The following is a 15,785-nucleotide window of genomic DNA, read 5'->3' as shown; positions in this document are numbered from 1 at the left end:
TAATCGCGAAATGTTACACATCAAATAAATTGAATTCAAATAATATATTGTACTTTAGCCCGCTTTTATTGGTTTTTAATAGTTAGAGCAGTAACTAATGTAAAATTATATTGTTTAAATATTGGTAAATTTTCTTAGCACCTTGTGTGCATTAAGTTGCGCACAGTACGTATGTTGTGAATAATTGGCAAGTCTTATTGTATAGACTTTAGTATTATTCATTTACAGCTGTTAGTACAAAGTAATTGTTTGTGAGTTTACTGTATATGTATTAATCGGCAATGAACAAATTCAGCAATCAATATTTAATATCAATAGCGTATACTTTAAGCATGCATTATTGTTTAGATGTAAACATTAAAAATCTTTAGTATCAGTATTATAGGGGAAGGTATGAAATTATCGCCATCAGTTAGCATTGAGCAAAGCGAATCCGGACTTGAGTTTATTAAAGTAGCTAGTGAAAAGTGCGACGCAAAAATATTTTTGCAAGGTGGGCAAATTACCGAGTTTATCCCTAAAAATAACAAGCCACTTATTTGGGTTTCACAAGAGGAAACCTATCAAGAAGGGGCGAGTATTCGAGGCGGTATTCCTATTTGTTGGCCGTGGTTTGGTACACACGCTAATGATGGGTGGCCTGCCCACGGTTTTGCGCGCACAAGCGTATGGCAAGCCGATGAAGTACACGAATCTGATGAGCAAATTACAGTTAGTTTAAAGCTCCCCATGAAACTTGTTAATACAACGTATTGGCCGCATCAGTGCGCATTAAAAGTTGAGTTTGTATTAAGTGATAAATTACAGGTTCGCTTAACGACCACTAACTTAGGTAGTGTGCCATTTAGCTTTACTCAAGCACTGCATACCTATTTTCCTACCTCAGATATTACAAACACCCATGTAGATGGTTTGCAAGGCGCGCAATATATTGAGTTTAGTGAAGGGCCATTTGTACAAAATGATGTTGTAAGCTTTAATCGCGAAACCGATATGGTTTATACACAAGCAAGTACAGTGCAAAGCATTAATACGCCAGAAGGTGTTATTAATGTGAGCCGCGAAAACTCAAGTTCGTGTGTGCTGTGGAATCCATGGATAGAAAAATCAAAACGCTTATCTAATTTTGCTGACGATGAGTATAAAACAATGCTGTGCCTAGAGGCCGCTAATGTACTGACAGATAAAGTAACGCTTGAGCCAAAACAAAGCCACACCTTAATAACTACCATTAGTTGGTAAGCTAGTCATAATTAAAAGCAGAAATAGGGACAAATAGTGTTTAACAATCAACAAATAATGGATTTACCAAAGCATAGTGATATTAGCTTTAAGCCATTGGCTGATAAAGCCCTATTACATACACAACTTAGCTCGCTTCTGTTTTATGTACCGCTAATTGGAGCGCTTATTGCTGTTTGTTATTTTAATGAAGCCTTTGCTAATAACGCACAAACGTATTTGCTAATTGGTATGCCAATTTTGGTGGCCGTATCTATGGCGTACAACATAATAAGTGTGAGGTTGCGAGGTTTTGCAGTGCGAGATCATGACATTGCTTTTAAAAAAGGCGTTATTTGGCAACAAGTGACGGTATTACCTTTAGCGCGTGTACAGCATATGGAAATACACCAAGGGCCAATAGAGCGAAAACTTAGCCTTGCGAGTATTAAATTATTTAGCGCTGGCGGTGTAAGTGCCGATTTACAAATTAGTGGGCTAACCCATGATGATTGTAAAAATATGCGCCAATTTGTACAAAACTACCGCCAAGACGACGCAACTACTCAGGCAGCTTTAGTCGATGAGTAATACAACTATCGAAGATAAAGCCAGCCCTATTTACTGGCAAAAAGTATCGCCCTGGGCACTTTTATATTTTGTTGTGCACTTTAGTGTGCGCTTTGTAAAAGATGGCCTTTTAAACTTACTGCCCATGCTAGTCGTGTTTGTTACTCAAGTAGAAAATAAATTGTTCTGGGCGCAGGTTGCAGGCGGTATTGCACTAATTTTGCTACTTGTTTACTCATTTTTATATTATTTAAATTTTAAGTTTAGTATTAGTAGCGACAACGAAATATTGCTTAACAAAGGTGTATTTAAAAAAGAGCGACTTACGCTTAAATTTGGCCGTGTGCAAAACGTTAATATTGCCGAGCCGTTTTATTTTACCCCCGTAAACTTAGTTAATTGTATTTTTGATGCCGCTGGCAGTGTGTCGCAAGAAGTTGTTTTACCTGGTGTTACTAAAGATTATGCACAGCAAATGCGTAAACAAATATTTGATTTTAAAGCGCAGCAACAGCAAGAAGCACCAAATACTGAACAAAGCGAAACAGACACTATCGAAAACAGCCTAAGCATTAGCAATAAAGAAATAGCCAAATTTGGTTTAATGTCGAATATGGCTATTTTAGCAATCGCTGCTTTTGCCCCTTTTATAAACCTAATTGTTGATTTTTTAGAGAAGCAAATTATTGCGAAAGTAGAAGGCTTTTATCAACAAGAGCTTGGTATGCTGGCCAGCGCTGCTACCTTTGCGATGATCACCTTAATTGGTTTGTTAGTTGTGGTGGCTGTAATGCTATCGGTGACTATGTCGCTTATTCGCTTTTATAATTTTGAGCTTTATTTTAAAGGTCAAAAATTTAAACGTATTGCTGGCTTGTTAGAGCGCCATCAGCTTTCAATGAGCATGGACAAGGTGCAATCTATTGTTATTAAACAAAACCTAATGGGGCGATTACTAAAGCGATTTACCGTTGAGTGTTTACAAGCAAGTAGCGGCGGAATAGCAGCCGGTGTTGCAGCTAAAAAAAATAAACAAACGTTAGTATTACCTGTATTAAATAGCGAACAAGTTGATAGTGTATGCCAATGGATTTACCCGTGGTTTAATAGTAAAAAACTCGCTTTTAAGCGCGCAGAGCGAGCGCTTTTGTATAAAAATTTAGGTTTTTATTCACTGTTACCCAGTGTATTAGTGTTTGGCTTTTGTTTTATTGCTGATATTAATACTTTGATAAGCCTTGGTGTTTTGGTGGGGTTTTCTGGCTTGGTTACTCTGTCGTATCAGCGTTATGGTTATTACATGCATGAGGATAATGGTCGATTTTACATGGTTGTACGCAAAGGTATGATTGGCGTTCATTACCGTGTTTTTGAGCTTTATAAAGCGCAAAGTGCGCGCAGTATAAGTACGTACCTAATGAGAAAGTCAGGCTTAAAAAGCCTGTATATACAACTTGCTTCAGGCTTTGTATTTATGCCCTACATAAAGCAGCAAGATGCTGACTTTATTATTGATTTTACAATTAAGCAGATTGAGTCAGATACTCGCAGCTGGATGTAAATTCCCCTAATAAAACATGTGGAAATACCCATTTTCACATGTTTTATTACATTTTCTTACTGCCCATGAAAGACATTTAATAATACCCTAGATGGTATTAAGGAATTATTTTAGGGACGCTCATGAAAAAAACACTTATCGCTTCAGCTTTATTACTAGCAGCACCGATCTTTGCAGCCGATTGGCAAACTATTCATACCGAACATTTCAACATTCACTACAGTGTTGAGCATGCTGATTTTGCTAAATCAACTGCAGCAGAGCTTGAAATAGTACGCACCAAAGTGCTTGAGCAGCAAAACCGAGCACTTGATAAAACAGTTGATGTAGTGGTGTTTGATCCCCTAAATGCGGCAAATGGCTTTGCGCTACCTACCTCAAATAATCCTGTAATGGCACTTTTTACAACCCCACCACAATCCGACACCGTTATATCAAACAGCGCTGGCTGGCAGCAGTTACTTGTACTGCATGAATATATTCACTTAGTACACTTAGCACAGCCTACACGCAATGACTGGCAGCAAAAAGTACGTGGCATATGGGATTTATACGACTTAACTTACAGTGATACACCGCGCTGGGTAGCCGAAGGTTATGCCACATTGATTGAGTCTAAAATGATGGGCCGTGGGCGTTTATTTGATAACTACTCAGAGTCAATACTGCGAGAATTTGCTCAGCAAGGTGCTTTGCCAACCTATGGGCAATTAAATGGCGAGCAGGGCTTTATGGGCGGCTCAATGGCGTATTTAATGGGTAGTCGCTTTTTAAATTGGTTAGAGCAAAACTATACAGAGCAAACACTCGATAGCGTTTGGACGCGAATGCAAGGCGTAAAAACGCGTGATTTTGATGAGGCATTTAGCGGTGTGTTTGGGCAACGTGTAGCCAAGTTATATCGCCGATTTATAGCTGAATATACCTATAAAGCAATGCAAATAGAGCAAGGGGAGGTGTTACTTAATAGTGAACTTTGGCTTGAGCTTAACTTATATGCAAGTAACCCAGCACTTTCAAAAGATGGTAGTAAGATTGCGATTGTTGAGCGAGATAAAGAGAGTAATACCAAGCTTGTAATTTATAGCACGGATGACAACATAAAGGCGCAAGAGGAGTTTACTAAAGCGCAAAAAGAGCTACTCAAAAACGATGCACAAGACATCCCCGATACAGCGCCAAGTGTGTTTAAGCGCGAACAAAAACAAGTGCTTAATCAAATTAATCGAGCCGGTATTGCAAACCCGCAATGGGTAAATAGCACAACGTTATATTTTAATGCGTACAGCAATGAAGAGTCGGGTATTTATAATAAAGTGTCAGATATATTTAGCTATAACACTGACACTGGAAATATTACACAGCTTACCAAGCTTGCTGGTATACGACGATTTAGCGTAACCAGTAACGGTGAAACCTTGTATGGCGAGCAAATAAGAGGTGGCTACTCTGAATTAGTAAAGGTTGATCTCAATACGCAAACCACCACACCATTATTTACAAAAAGCCTTGAGACAACTTACGATTACCCAATACTCAGTCCTGATGAAACTAAATTAGCTTATTTATCAACGTCATTAAATGAAAACTGGCAATTGTATATACAAGATGTGGGTAGTAATAAGCAGCAATTAATACCTATGCCAAACGGGTATCAATATTTAAGTCAGCCTAGCTTTAGCCATAATGGTGAGTCACTTTACTTTGTTGCAGGCTTAAATAGCGCTACTGATATTTATAACTACAACATAGAGAGTAAAACACTCAGCAAGTTAACTCAGGGGCAGGAAGCCGTTGCTCACCCGATTGAAATGGCTGATGGCTCGTTACTCTATTTTTCGATAACCGCAGATGGGCCAAATGTAAAAACATTGCCAAAAGCTATAAACAGCACTGTAGTTACTGAATTTTCGGCTAATAAAAAAGCACCGCTGCTCATTGTAAACGAACATACGCTTCCAAAAGCTGAAGTATATACGCACCAAACAACGCAGCAAACAAATTACAACGTGCTCGACCAGCACGCTACTTTTGCACTAGGGGCGCAGTATTATTCGGCTTCTACCAGTTTGTTAGATTTAAGTATTAAAAGTAGCGATTTATTAAAACAGCTCGACTTGCAAGCAGGATATAGCACTGATTTACACGATGGAGCACTGCACGGTGGTTATGTGCAGGCAAAATATAATGCGCTTGATGTAAAACTGAAACTTGCACTGTTTGACTATAATTTAAATACATCGCGCCAGTATCAACAAAGGCTAAATGCAGATATGGATGCCCGTGGTGGTTTTGCTGCAATAAGTTACCCTGTTAAATTTGGGCAGCTAAGTTTAACGCCGGAGCTTGCCTACAATTACACTGATTATAAACAACGCCATAAAAATTGGACGCGCTTAGGCGTTGCCCAAAGTTGGCAATATGATCGTCAAGACTTTGTGATAGGCCAAAGCCTTTATGCAAGTTGGTACGATGGCAGTAGTAAAAGTAATAGTTGGCAAGGTTACGATTTAGTCGCCAAAATTTTTGGTAAAGCGTTTGGTATTCCTCTTTATGCAAATTTTTCTCAAAAACAACGTGATGACAGCAGCCTTGCATTAGGTGGCTTTAGCTCAAATCTTATTAATCAGCAGCAAAATAGTGAATATGTACTTTCATCTGAGCTGCCTTTTTATAGCGCAGTTGCAAAGCGCTATCAAGGTTACGGTGGCGGCTTTAGCTTTAAAGAAGGCATGCCGTGGCTTTATTACAAGCAGCATCAACTCGACGGCACCGTATATGCACAAAGTTACGGGATAAAACACCAAGGTGATTTTAGTTTTGGAATGGGGCCTGCTGGTATAAATGACTTAATATTTAATATGGGACTGTCGCGAGTAGAAGGCGACAGTTTTGAGGATGAAATGCGAGCGTGGCTGAGCTTTTATTATTCGCTATAAATATTAATTGGCTAAGTTACTTATCCATCTGCAAGGATAGTAACTTAGCTTGATATACATCGATTTTTTGGTTATCACGTTCTAGTTCGATAGCTTTCTCAAGCAAGGTTTGTGTTTGTTTAATATTACCTTGTTGATAGCGAACTTTTGCGAGTTCCAAGTATAACTCAGCAATGTAAGGCGCTTTAGTAATAGCTTGCTCAAGGTGTGCTTTAGCCTGATGAGCATGGCCAGCTTGTAAGTTGTTTTTAGCGATTACTAGTAATTCATATGGGTCTTTTTCTTTATTAACTAATTGTGACGTGAGCTCTTTAACAAGCTCTTTGTCGCCTAATTTTTTAGCTAAAAGCTGATAGTTGCTGATTAAATTAATGCTTATTTCATTATTACTAAGTGCTGTTTGATAGATATTTTTAGCGCTTTGTAAATCACCTGCCCGACGATGCAAAACGCCCGCTATATTAAATAATTCAGGATCATTGGGAGTGTATTTGTTTGCTTGTAAAATAAGTGAGTAAGCAATATCCAGCTGTTTGTCTGCTAGCGCTGTTGCAGCTAAATTACTGTAAAACTTAGAAACTAAATCGTTATAATCTGCACTGCTTGAATAAAAGCTGCGACGGGTAGGAAAGTAGTCGATTAAGGTGCCCGCTCTGAAAAATTCAACAATATTATCATCTTTTTTCTCTACTTTTGGGGCGTATACTCTTGTTCTAAAGTGGCTTGCTACATAAACAACATTATTTTCTTTTGCGTATACAGGCTGACTTGTTACTTCTTGAAAGCTCGTTTCTAATCCGAGAGCTTGTGCATAGCTTTGTGTTAAAACAGCTAAGCTAATGCAGTTGCCTTGCGAAAGTTTTAAGGCTTGGGCTGAAGTAAGTGTATCGCCGTGGTATTTAAAGTTAGCTAAGTTGCTTTCGAGGTAGTTGTAAATAATGCGGTCATGACGGATTTCAGACTGTTTTTGTTTTTCGGCATAGGCTAAAAATTTTTCTTTTTCAGCATTTGGCAGCTCGAAAATACTATACTCAGAAGGAGTGTCGAGTTTATTAAACAAAGAATGGTTTAATAGTTGTTCAAGCTCTATTTGTTGTTCTACTTGGTGAACCTTGGTTGTGTTACATCCAACTAAATATAAAAAAGTAATACAGACTGCTATTTTATAAAACATCATAAACCCACTCCATTGTTAAATTTTACATTACAATGTGGTGGGTTTTTAATCAAGCACTTGCTGTACTGCGTTTACTTGAGCGATTTTTTTGTGATTGTTTTTTACGTTTACGGCGGGTAAACCACAAGTAAAAACCAGTACCTGCTAGCCACACTGGGCTCAAACCAATTACGCACCACAGTATTTTACTTATTAGCCCTGCAAAGTAGCCAAAATGAAGTTTTCTAAAGCTATCAATTACTTGCCAGCCAACGCCTACTTCGCGAATATCCCAGTTAGTTAAATGTTCGCCTGTATGCTTATCGTAGCTAACCGTATTAGCGTATTCGCTCGCAAGCGGGTTATTTGTATCGACTTCGCCGAATAAGGTGATATTTTCGTCAGGCTCGAGCGGCATAACTAAAAACGTACCATTAAAAGTGGGTATTTGCTTTTTACTGTCATCGAGTATGTGTTGAAACGAAATATCGCTACTGTGCAAGTTTTTGGTTAGTACAAAGTGCTCTTCCTCAGCGTGTTCAATAACTTCGTGATACCACACAGCCCAGTTAAAGTAGCCACCTGTAATAGCTAAAATAATAATGATGGGCGACCCTATCACCCCAGTCATTTTATGAATGTCGCTAAGTACAATTTGCAGTGTTGCACGCCAGCGCACACTAAATAGGCGCTGCCAAAATTTACGATAAATAATAAGTCCTGTAATACCTAATACCAATAAAAACAGAGCAAAAAAGAAGCCTAGTACTGTGCCTGTTTGCCCTGGCAGGTTTTTAAAGTCGTTAAGTAAAAAGGTGTAATGCAGCTCTAAAAACCAATCAGTAAAATAATGGCTGGTACCAACAGGCTCTGACAAAATGTCACCCGTATACTGGTTTAAATGAAACTTATACCATTGCTCTGTCCCGCGTTTAACTAAGTAAACCCGATCAGCAGTATCATCGTTAAATATCTCCCAACTACCTACTACATACTCAGGGTAAGCAAGCTCTGTTTTTGCGATTAATTTGTCGATTGGCATGCGCTCTGGCAGTGCTTTTACAACATAGTGACTGCTTGGCATAAGTAAGCCATCTATTTCACTTTTAAAAACTAATACGCTCCCTGTAATACTAATAACAATCAAGGGAATGAGAGCTATAAGAGCGATCCAACTGTGAATTTTAAAAAGAGTTTTTCTCATAGATAGTTTTATATATTGCAGTTAATGACTTGCGCATGATAACAACTATCATTTTCATTTAATAGCTTGTGAGTAGGTTTTCTATTAAATAGGTAAACCGTGAACTTAATTCTACGGTTTTTGTATACCTAGCTTTCCAGTACCTAAAATAAGAATATCTTATTTAGTTGAGTTAAATTTACGCGGCTCTACAATGCCGCGCTCATAGTAAAAGCCTTTTAAAAACAGATGTTTATTAAATGTTTTTATTTCTGTTTTTAATTAACATTTATATAACGAGCGAGGTTGCTTTGGCGCATTATTTGCCTATATTGTCTTCTTTTATTTTGGTTTTTAGTTTTTTACCATTACTAAACAAAATTCGAAAAAATCGTAGTGTCTCTGGTTTGTCACTATTAATGATGACATTTGGATTAGCACAAAGCCTTTATTTTATAACCTACAATATTTTCTTTGAGCGCTATTATATTGCGTTACCATTTATTGTAACCGGTGCGTTAAGCGGGCTTATTTTATATTTTTTTGCACGTTTCAATGCAGCTAAACGAGAACGTGTACAGCTGGTTACTATGCTAGGTTTTTCGTTGCTGCCTTTTTCACTGCTTTTAAATTCAAGCCTTGATACTGCAACGGTATTAAGCGCTTTAACGTATGTTGGTCTTGTGATGAGTTCGGTACGTGTTATGCCGCAAACTTATAAAACATTGCGTACGGGTAATGTGAGTAATTTAAGCGCGCGCTACTTTAGCTTGCAGTTTATTGCTGGTATTTGCGGCTTAGTTGTTGAGCTTACGACAGTTGCTCCAAGCACGGCGCACTTACTTATGTTTATTATGCTATTGCTTACCAATGCTGTGCAATTTGGTTGTATGCAATATTATAGAATGCGACCTGTAATGGCTTAAAAACAAGCTACTTAAGTTCCTATTTAACCTAATTTATGGCAAATTACTTTATCTAACAAAAGGATAAAGTATGAATTGGAATCAGTTTGGCTATATTTGCCGTGTTAATAGCTCTAAAACACTAAGTACAGAGCAAAAAGATAAGCTAAGTACACAGTCCCATTTAAATATGTATGCCAATAGCGGGTCGCATAGTAAATTAGCGCATAATCTGGTGACGCAAATTGCATCTCAAGATGAAGCAACATCGCAAAAGCAAGCTGCGTATTATCAATGTTTACCGGAATTAGTTAACGAATTTAAGTTTGAGCACAAGGGCTGGCTTAGTTACTTAACCATTGTATTTGTTATTTATGTTTTATCCTCTTTGTTGTATCAGTCTTTTGTTGTGCCTACTTTTGTAGAGATATATAGCAAGCATACTATTTCTTTAAATCATGTATTTGATGATTATTTTGCGTACTGGTATGTGCCAATTATTTTACTCGTTTTATTGCTGAGTGTTATTTTTACCGTTATTTTAAAGCTAAAAAATGTAAGTGCTCTCACAGAGCTAAAGCCTTTTTCGGGTTTATTTAAATTTCTTATTCCTCGTCAATTAATTAATGAGCATAACTCTTTAATTACCACGCTATTATTTCCAAGTAATCATAAAAAGGGTGTTAAAGCCTCTACACCACAAACCCAGCACTTAGCTCAATGCGAGCTGCTAGGTTTAGAAACCCAAGAAGAATTTAAAGCGTTATTAAAGCATCAGCTAAAGCTACTTAATACACATATTAAAAGCTTTATAAGTAAGCTCGTTATTGTTTATGGTTTGGTCATTGTTGTGTCTATTTGCTTATTTGTGAAAGCGGCTTATCAACCACTATTTATGCTAGGAGAAGTACTATGAGGACAAAAGGATTTACGTTAATAGAGTTGATGGTGGTGGTGTCTATTATTGGTATTTTAGCTGCGGTTGCACTACCTCAGTACAGTAAGTATATACAACGAGCAGAACTTGTTGACCCACTTGCAATGGCTGCTGCCATTAGAGAAGACGTTACGGTTTATTATCTTGAAAACAGGCGCTTTCCAGCAAGTAATGAGCAAGCGGGTGTGCCTGCAAGTAAATTTTTGATTGGTAATCGAGTGACGGGCATCACAGTCGATAATGGTGCTATTCATATTAGCTTGGGTAATAAAGCCTCACAGCTTTTGCAAAATACAGTTTTAACATTCAGACCCGCCGTTGTAACAGGAAGCCCTACAAGCCCAATTGCATGGTTATGTGGGTTTGATGAACCGGTAACTGGCATGCAAGCTATTGGTGAAAATAAGACAACAGTACCAAAAGAAATTTTACCTTCAGCATGTATATAAAATAATTTAGGGGATTAAAGTGCAATTAGCTATTCATCAAATTGATGCGTTTACGAATGAGTTATTTAAAGGTAACTATGCGGCAGTGATCCCACTAGAATCGTGGTTAAGTGACGATTTAATGCTAAAGATTGGCGCTGAGAATAACGTTTCTGAAACTGCTTTTACCTGCCTGCAAGACGATGGAAGCTTTGTTATTCGCTGGTTTTCGCCGTTGATGGAAATCAACTTTTGTGGTCACGCCACACTTGCGGCTGCCTATGTTTTATGTGAAGAGCATAATATATCGAAAATTCGCTTTGTTGCTGATGCGGTGGGCGAGCTAATCGTTAATAGAAACGCTGATGGCAGCTTTGCAATGACCTTTCCTAAACAAGCACCGATTGAGGTACAAAATGTACCGCAGCAATTGCTTGATGGCTTGTCTATACAACCGATTAAAGTGCTTAAAAATCGCCAAGCTTACTTTGCTATTTATGAAAATGCCGATCAAATACTTGAATTAAAAACTAACTCCGAGCTTTTAAAAACGCTTTATCCACTAGATGTAGTGGCTACAGCACCTAGTGATGATTACGATTTTATATCTCGTTATTTTTGGCCTGCAAGCGGTGGCGATGAAGATTATGTAACGGGCTCAATTCATACTGGCTTGGCACCTTACTGGGCGCAGCAATTGGATAAAACTACGTTAAGTGCTTATCAGGCTTCAAGCAGAGGCGGGCATTTAATTTGCAAAGTGGATGATACAACCGTCACTTTGACCGGGCATGCTGTAAGGTATTTAAAAGGCACTATTTATATTTAAACTGTGAATTAAGTTATAAAAAAGGCCACGTAAATTGTGGCCTTGGTTTACTCAATTAATAGAGGTTTTATGCTTCTAGCGCTTTTGCAATTAAGCGATCAATATATTTCTTATGCGCTTTAGTTGCTGTATCTGCACCCCAAGCAACACTGGTATCGGCTATTTGAGTTAGCTGATATAACGCAGCTGTTTTAGCTAAGTTATCGTATTTGCTTGCTTTGCCAAGACCTGCAATTGCAATTAACTGGTTAACATACTCAATTTGTAAATTGTGACTAATAGAGTTTGCGTCTTTGTTTTTCACGAAAATGCTGGCGGTTAAATCTTCCATAAACTGAGTTAGGCTATATTCGTTACCGTACAAAGCAGTATCAGAAATACGCAGTAATACCGCTGGGTGTAATAGCTGTGCAAGTACAGACTTTTGCATTCCTAAAATCATTTGGTGTGCTTTAGGGTCTTCATTTTTGCCATAGTGATTAAAGCCACGACGTTGCAGCTGTAAGTAGCTATAAAGAGGTTGCATGTTTTGTAGTACATCTGGTGCAAATACAAACTTGGCTAGTATATCCATTGCTTGTGTTTGACGCTCAAGCGATACCGGTGTAAATGGTTTATCTGCATTTGTATCACCCACTACAGCGCGCTCAACGTATACGCCACCAATCTGGCGAGAAACCACACCTGCTTGAGCTCGGTACTGACCAAATAAGCTATTAGCAGAGGTAACAAGCTGTTGGTAAGACTCACCTTTAACCGTTGCTTTATCTTTTAGCTCAGTAAATAGTTTATTAATTAGTGCCATACGATCTGCGCCATAGGCAGCAGGGTTTGACGACAAATCACCAATCATTACACGTGGATCGATATGGCGACCTGGTGTGCGCATATCGTCTGCATCGTTACCAAAGGCAAGGGCATGTTCACTTGAACGAGCAAGTATTTTTTCAAGTCGAGCTTGCTCAGCAGCTTCATCTGCAAGCGCTACGCTGTAGCCATAGTTAATTGCCCAATCATCGTAAGGACCAGGTTTTGTTTGAAAAATATCACCTTGCTGCATACCAATTGGGGCAATGTTAGCGGGTGCATAATCCATTACAGAGCCGGTTACTATGCCTTGGGTTTTGTTTTTGTCGTGTACTTCTTTTTCATCCCACAAAATAGATGATTTCATATTGTGGTTAAGACCTAAAGTATGGCCAACTTCGTGAAGTACTAATTGTGTTAAACCTTGGCGAAGCATTTCTTTATCTTCAATTTTGTCGCCGCTAGCAAGGCCTTTGGCAAGCATTAGATTTTGTTGAATCTCATGCCCAAGAGAGCAATTTAGCTCGCCGGTATTTGTTGTTTCACCGTGGCTCATTGTTCCTTGTGTGAAAAGTGTGTCGTAAATCCAGCGGTTTTTCATAAATACAAACTCAAGCATAATGTCTGAGCCCAGTATTTCGCCTGTTAATGGGTTAGCAAGTGCTGGCCCGTATCCGCCAAATGGAGGCTTAGGTGACGAAGTCCAACGCAGTACGTTGTAATTGATATCGCCCGCATCCCAGTCTGCATCGTCTGGTTGTACTTTTACCTCTAAGGCATTTTTAAAGCCGGCTTTTTCAAAAGAGGTATTCCACGTTAAAACAGCGTCACGAATAGTATCGCGCCATTCAATGGGTGTGGTGTTTTCTATCCACCAAGTAATTGGTTTTACTGGCTCTGAAAGCGCTGCACTTTGGTCTTTCTTTTGTAAGTCCCAGCGTTTTATAACATCTTGATAAGGTGCCCAATCGGTAGATGTCATTTGATCAAATTGATTTGTAAAATAACCAATGCGCGCATCATCCATACGTGGTGCGTAGTTATTGCTAGGTAGAGCGACAAACGAGTGCTGAACTTTTACCGATACGCTACGCGGGTCGCTTACTGCATTTGAGCCACGTACCGTTGGGCTTGGGTTAGTAAATACGTAATCAACAACTACGTCTAAGTTATTAGGATATGGACGCTGTTTAATAATGCGTGATTTTTTATCGTCTAGTTTACCTACTTTAAAGCGTTTTTTAGCGTTTTTATCTGCTGGATTTGGCGTAGGTGATACTTTGTGAAGTGCTTCGCTTAAAAATAACTTATTTACATTAAATGCTATTTTACCGTCTTCTTCTTTTTCTATTTTAATGCTCGCAAGTACCGCTTCACTAATATTGGCATCACTTGCTTTTGAAATTGCACTACTTTCGTCAAATTTGTAGCGAGGTGTTTTGCTAATAATATCGATACGGTCAAAGTATTTTCTAAATTCAATTAACTTAGTTTCGCGGTACGAACCACGATAATGGCCAGCATCTGTAACGCCATCGACAGTGTGCGCAAAATACACAAACGGCGTATTGAGTTGGGATTCGTTAATCACCATAAGGTGCTTACCGGTTTTTTCGTCTTGATAAAGGCTAAATATACCGGCAAATTCGGTTTGTCCTTTGATCATTTCGCTAAGTGTTTTTGACTCTTTTTCGTCTTTTTTATCGGCTGCAAATGCATGGCTGCCAAACGCTAAGCTAAGCGCAAGGGTGATGGTCGTTAATTTCATTTTGAGGCTTTTAATATTTGTTAATTTAATTGGACTGTACGTAAATTAATTTAGTTTCGCACATCTTCGCGATGAAATTTAAGTGTTTAACGCTAATAAACTGATATTAATGAATAAAAGTTTGTAACAAAATATAACGAATGAGATGGACTGCGTGTGAAGTTATATTCTATAGCCCTAAATAGCAGTGGCCTATATCCATTTGTAACAGTTGCTTACAAATGTCACCTTAATGTTTCATATGGCTCTGGTATTATGGCGTTAATAGAATTTTGGGGATAATAGGATATGCAAACAAATTCACTTAGATGGGTTTTTCCATTTGTAGCGCTCATTGTTGGTGTTGTTGGCTTTATGGGAATCAATGCCATTGCAAAAGATCCAGAAAAAAAAGAAGTAATTGATACTCGTCCAACAGTGCAAGTTGAGCCAGTGATTGCAAACGATCACCAAGTTATTATTAATAGCTACGGTGAAGTAAAGCCTCTTGAAAATACACTGCTCTCGGCGCAGGTGTCGGGCGAGGTGTTAAGTTGGCATCCTAATTTTGTAGCCGGTGGCATAGTTGCTCGCGGTGAAACCTTATTCACTATCGAAAAAGACAACTATGAAGCAGCAGTACTTGTTGCAGAGGCCGAGCTTGCTCGCGCACAAGCGGGTTTAATAGAGGAACAAGCTCAAGCTCAAGTAGCCGAAGACGAAGCCAAGCGCTTTCCAAGTAAAGCGCGCACAGATTTATTTTTACGTAAACCTCAAGTGCTCAGTGCGCAGGCATCTGTAAAGTCGGCGCAAGCAGCATTAAAGCGCGCGCAACGTGATTTGGATAATTGTGATGTTACAGCCCCTTACGACGCATTGGTGATTAGCCGAAATATAGGTGTTGGACAGTTTGTCACTATGGGTTCGCAAGTTGCTGAACTCAATAATATTGAGACCGCTGAAGTGATTATTCCTATAGCAGGGTTCGATAGCGTTTTTTTGCCAGAGCGTATTAAAGGTATTACCGCAACGATTATTCAAAAAGGCCTAAACAGCTTCACCCGTGAAGGTGTAATTGACCGCGACCTAGGGATTGTTGATAACGCTACGCGTATGAGCAGTTTAGTAGTGCGTATAGAAGACCCATACGGTCTTAAGAATATACAACCAGCCATTAAGTTTGGTAGCTACGTACAGGTAAATTTTGCAGGTGCAATGCTTAATAATATTTACCGCTTACCGCAAGAGTTAGTTAATAACAAAACCGTATGGATCGTTAATGAAGAGCAGCAACTTGAGCCGCGCAAAGTCACAGTTATTCGTGAAGAGGGTGAGTACTTTTACATCAGTGATGGTTTGCAAACAGATGATAAGTTGGTGATTACTTTGCCAGAATATCCGCAAAAAGGCATGGCTGTAAAAATTGCGGGCCTTCAAAATACTAAAAATACAGAGGCACTTGAAAATGCTTCCACTGAAAAATTATAAAGGTAGGCTGAGTT

General features: G+C 38.7%; 12 protein-coding genes. 9 read left to right on the top strand and 3 right to left on the bottom strand.

Annotated elements, in window-relative coordinates:
- Positions 1–393 precede the first annotated feature (393 nt).
- The 4 genes from H5118_RS14065 (at position 394) to H5118_RS14050 (ending at position 6,291) form a co-directional block, all read left to right on the top strand.
- Positions 394–1,242 carry a D-hexose-6-phosphate mutarotase gene (locus tag H5118_RS14065; protein ID WP_182712511.1) on the top strand — a complete coding sequence of 283 codons (849 nt, stop codon included), beginning with the start codon at positions 394–396 and terminating at the stop codon, positions 1,240–1,242.
- Positions 1,243–1,278: 36 nt separating this feature from the next.
- Entirely contained in the window at positions 1,279–1,812 is a 534-nt protein-coding gene (locus H5118_RS14060) for a PH domain-containing protein (RefSeq protein ID WP_182712512.1), read from the top strand.
- Positions 1,805–3,352 carry a PH domain-containing protein gene (locus H5118_RS14055; RefSeq protein WP_182749174.1) on the top strand — a complete coding sequence of 516 codons (1,548 nt, stop codon included), beginning with the start codon at positions 1,805–1,807 and terminating at the stop codon, positions 3,350–3,352. The genes H5118_RS14060 and H5118_RS14055 overlap by 8 nt, the downstream gene beginning before the upstream one ends.
- Positions 3,353–3,474: 122 nt before the next feature.
- A complete protein-coding gene (locus tag H5118_RS14050; RefSeq protein ID WP_182749172.1) occupies positions 3,475–6,291 on the top strand; it encodes a PD40 domain-containing protein in 2,817 nt (938 codons plus the stop codon).
- A gap of 16 nt (positions 6,292–6,307) precedes the next feature.
- Here H5118_RS14050 and H5118_RS14045 read toward each other — a convergent pair whose 3' ends face one another.
- Positions 6,308–7,468, bottom strand: coding sequence for a lipopolysaccharide assembly protein LapB (locus H5118_RS14045; protein WP_024596092.1), 1,161 nt, complete (start codon positions 7,466–7,468; stop codon positions 6,308–6,310).
- A 49-nt stretch (positions 7,469–7,517) separates the two neighbouring features.
- On the bottom strand, positions 7,518–8,651 hold the full coding sequence (locus tag H5118_RS14040; protein WP_024605420.1) for a PepSY domain-containing protein: 1,134 nt from the start codon (positions 8,649–8,651) through the stop codon (positions 7,518–7,520).
- A 290-nt stretch (positions 8,652–8,941) separates the two neighbouring features.
- Here H5118_RS14040 and H5118_RS14035 point away from each other — a divergent pair, with 290 nt between their 5' ends.
- The 4 genes from H5118_RS14035 (at position 8,942) to H5118_RS14020 (ending at position 11,729) form a co-directional block, all read left to right on the top strand.
- Positions 8,942–9,556 carry a PQ-loop repeat-containing protein gene (locus tag H5118_RS14035; protein ID WP_033013459.1) on the top strand — a complete coding sequence of 205 codons (615 nt, stop codon included), beginning with the start codon at positions 8,942–8,944 and terminating at the stop codon, positions 9,554–9,556.
- Positions 9,557–9,626: 70 nt separating this feature from the next.
- A complete protein-coding gene (locus tag H5118_RS14030) occupies positions 9,627–10,451 on the top strand; it encodes a hypothetical protein (protein WP_182749171.1) in 825 nt (274 codons plus the stop codon).
- Positions 10,448–10,921, top strand: coding sequence for a pilin (locus H5118_RS14025; protein ID WP_182738011.1), 474 nt, complete (start codon positions 10,448–10,450; stop codon positions 10,919–10,921). The genes H5118_RS14030 and H5118_RS14025 overlap by 4 nt, the downstream gene beginning before the upstream one ends.
- A 19-nt stretch (positions 10,922–10,940) precedes the next feature.
- The gene (locus H5118_RS14020; protein WP_182749169.1) at positions 10,941–11,729 is read left to right on the top strand and encodes a PhzF family phenazine biosynthesis protein; all 789 of its coding nucleotides are present in this window, start codon (positions 10,941–10,943) and stop codon (positions 11,727–11,729) included.
- A 67-nt stretch (positions 11,730–11,796) separates the two neighbouring features.
- On the opposite strand, the gene H5118_RS14015 is transcribed toward H5118_RS14020, so the two are convergent.
- Positions 11,797–14,304 carry a zinc-dependent metalloprotease gene (locus H5118_RS14015; protein ID WP_182749167.1) on the bottom strand — a complete coding sequence of 836 codons (2,508 nt, stop codon included), beginning with the start codon at positions 14,302–14,304 and terminating at the stop codon, positions 11,797–11,799.
- Positions 14,305–14,592: 288 nt separating this feature from the next.
- On the opposite strand from H5118_RS14015, the gene H5118_RS14010 reads away from it, so the two are divergent.
- Positions 14,593–15,771: an efflux RND transporter periplasmic adaptor subunit gene (locus H5118_RS14010; protein ID WP_076925543.1), complete on the top strand. Its 1,179-nt coding sequence runs from the start codon at positions 14,593–14,595 to the stop codon at positions 15,769–15,771.
- Positions 15,772–15,785: the final 14 nt, after the last annotated feature.

The sequence above is a fragment of the Pseudoalteromonas sp. SR41-1 genome (assembly GCF_014164015.1).
Lineage (GTDB): Bacteria > Pseudomonadota > Gammaproteobacteria > Enterobacterales > Alteromonadaceae > Pseudoalteromonas > Pseudoalteromonas distincta.
Note: the sequence above shows the minus strand (reverse complement) of the source record. Positions and strands in the feature narration are given on the sequence as shown.

Excerpts from the sequence above, each read along its gene's own strand:
- H5118_RS14065 (WP_182712511.1), top strand. The coding sequence starts at position 394 with ATGAAATTATCGCCATCAGTTAGCATTGAGCAAAGCGAATCCGGACTT.
- H5118_RS14025 (WP_182738011.1), top strand. The coding sequence starts at position 10,448 with ATGAGGACAAAAGGATTTACGTTAATAGAGTTGATGGTGGTGGTGTCT.
- H5118_RS14010 (WP_076925543.1), top strand. The coding sequence starts at position 14,593 with ATGCAAACAAATTCACTTAGATGGGTTTTTCCATTTGTAGCGCTCATT.
- H5118_RS14030 (WP_182749171.1), top strand. The coding sequence starts at position 9,627 with ATGAATTGGAATCAGTTTGGCTATATTTGCCGTGTTAATAGCTCTAAA.
- H5118_RS14050 (WP_182749172.1), top strand. The coding sequence starts at position 3,475 with ATGAAAAAAACACTTATCGCTTCAGCTTTATTACTAGCAGCACCGATC.
- H5118_RS14045 (WP_024596092.1), bottom strand. The coding sequence starts at position 7,468 with ATGATGTTTTATAAAATAGCAGTCTGTATTACTTTTTTATATTTAGTT.
- H5118_RS14055 (WP_182749174.1), top strand. The coding sequence starts at position 1,805 with ATGAGTAATACAACTATCGAAGATAAAGCCAGCCCTATTTACTGGCAA.
- H5118_RS14015 (WP_182749167.1), bottom strand. The coding sequence starts at position 14,304 with ATGAAATTAACGACCATCACCCTTGCGCTTAGCTTAGCGTTTGGCAGC.
- H5118_RS14040 (WP_024605420.1), bottom strand. The coding sequence starts at position 8,651 with ATGAGAAAAACTCTTTTTAAAATTCACAGTTGGATCGCTCTTATAGCT.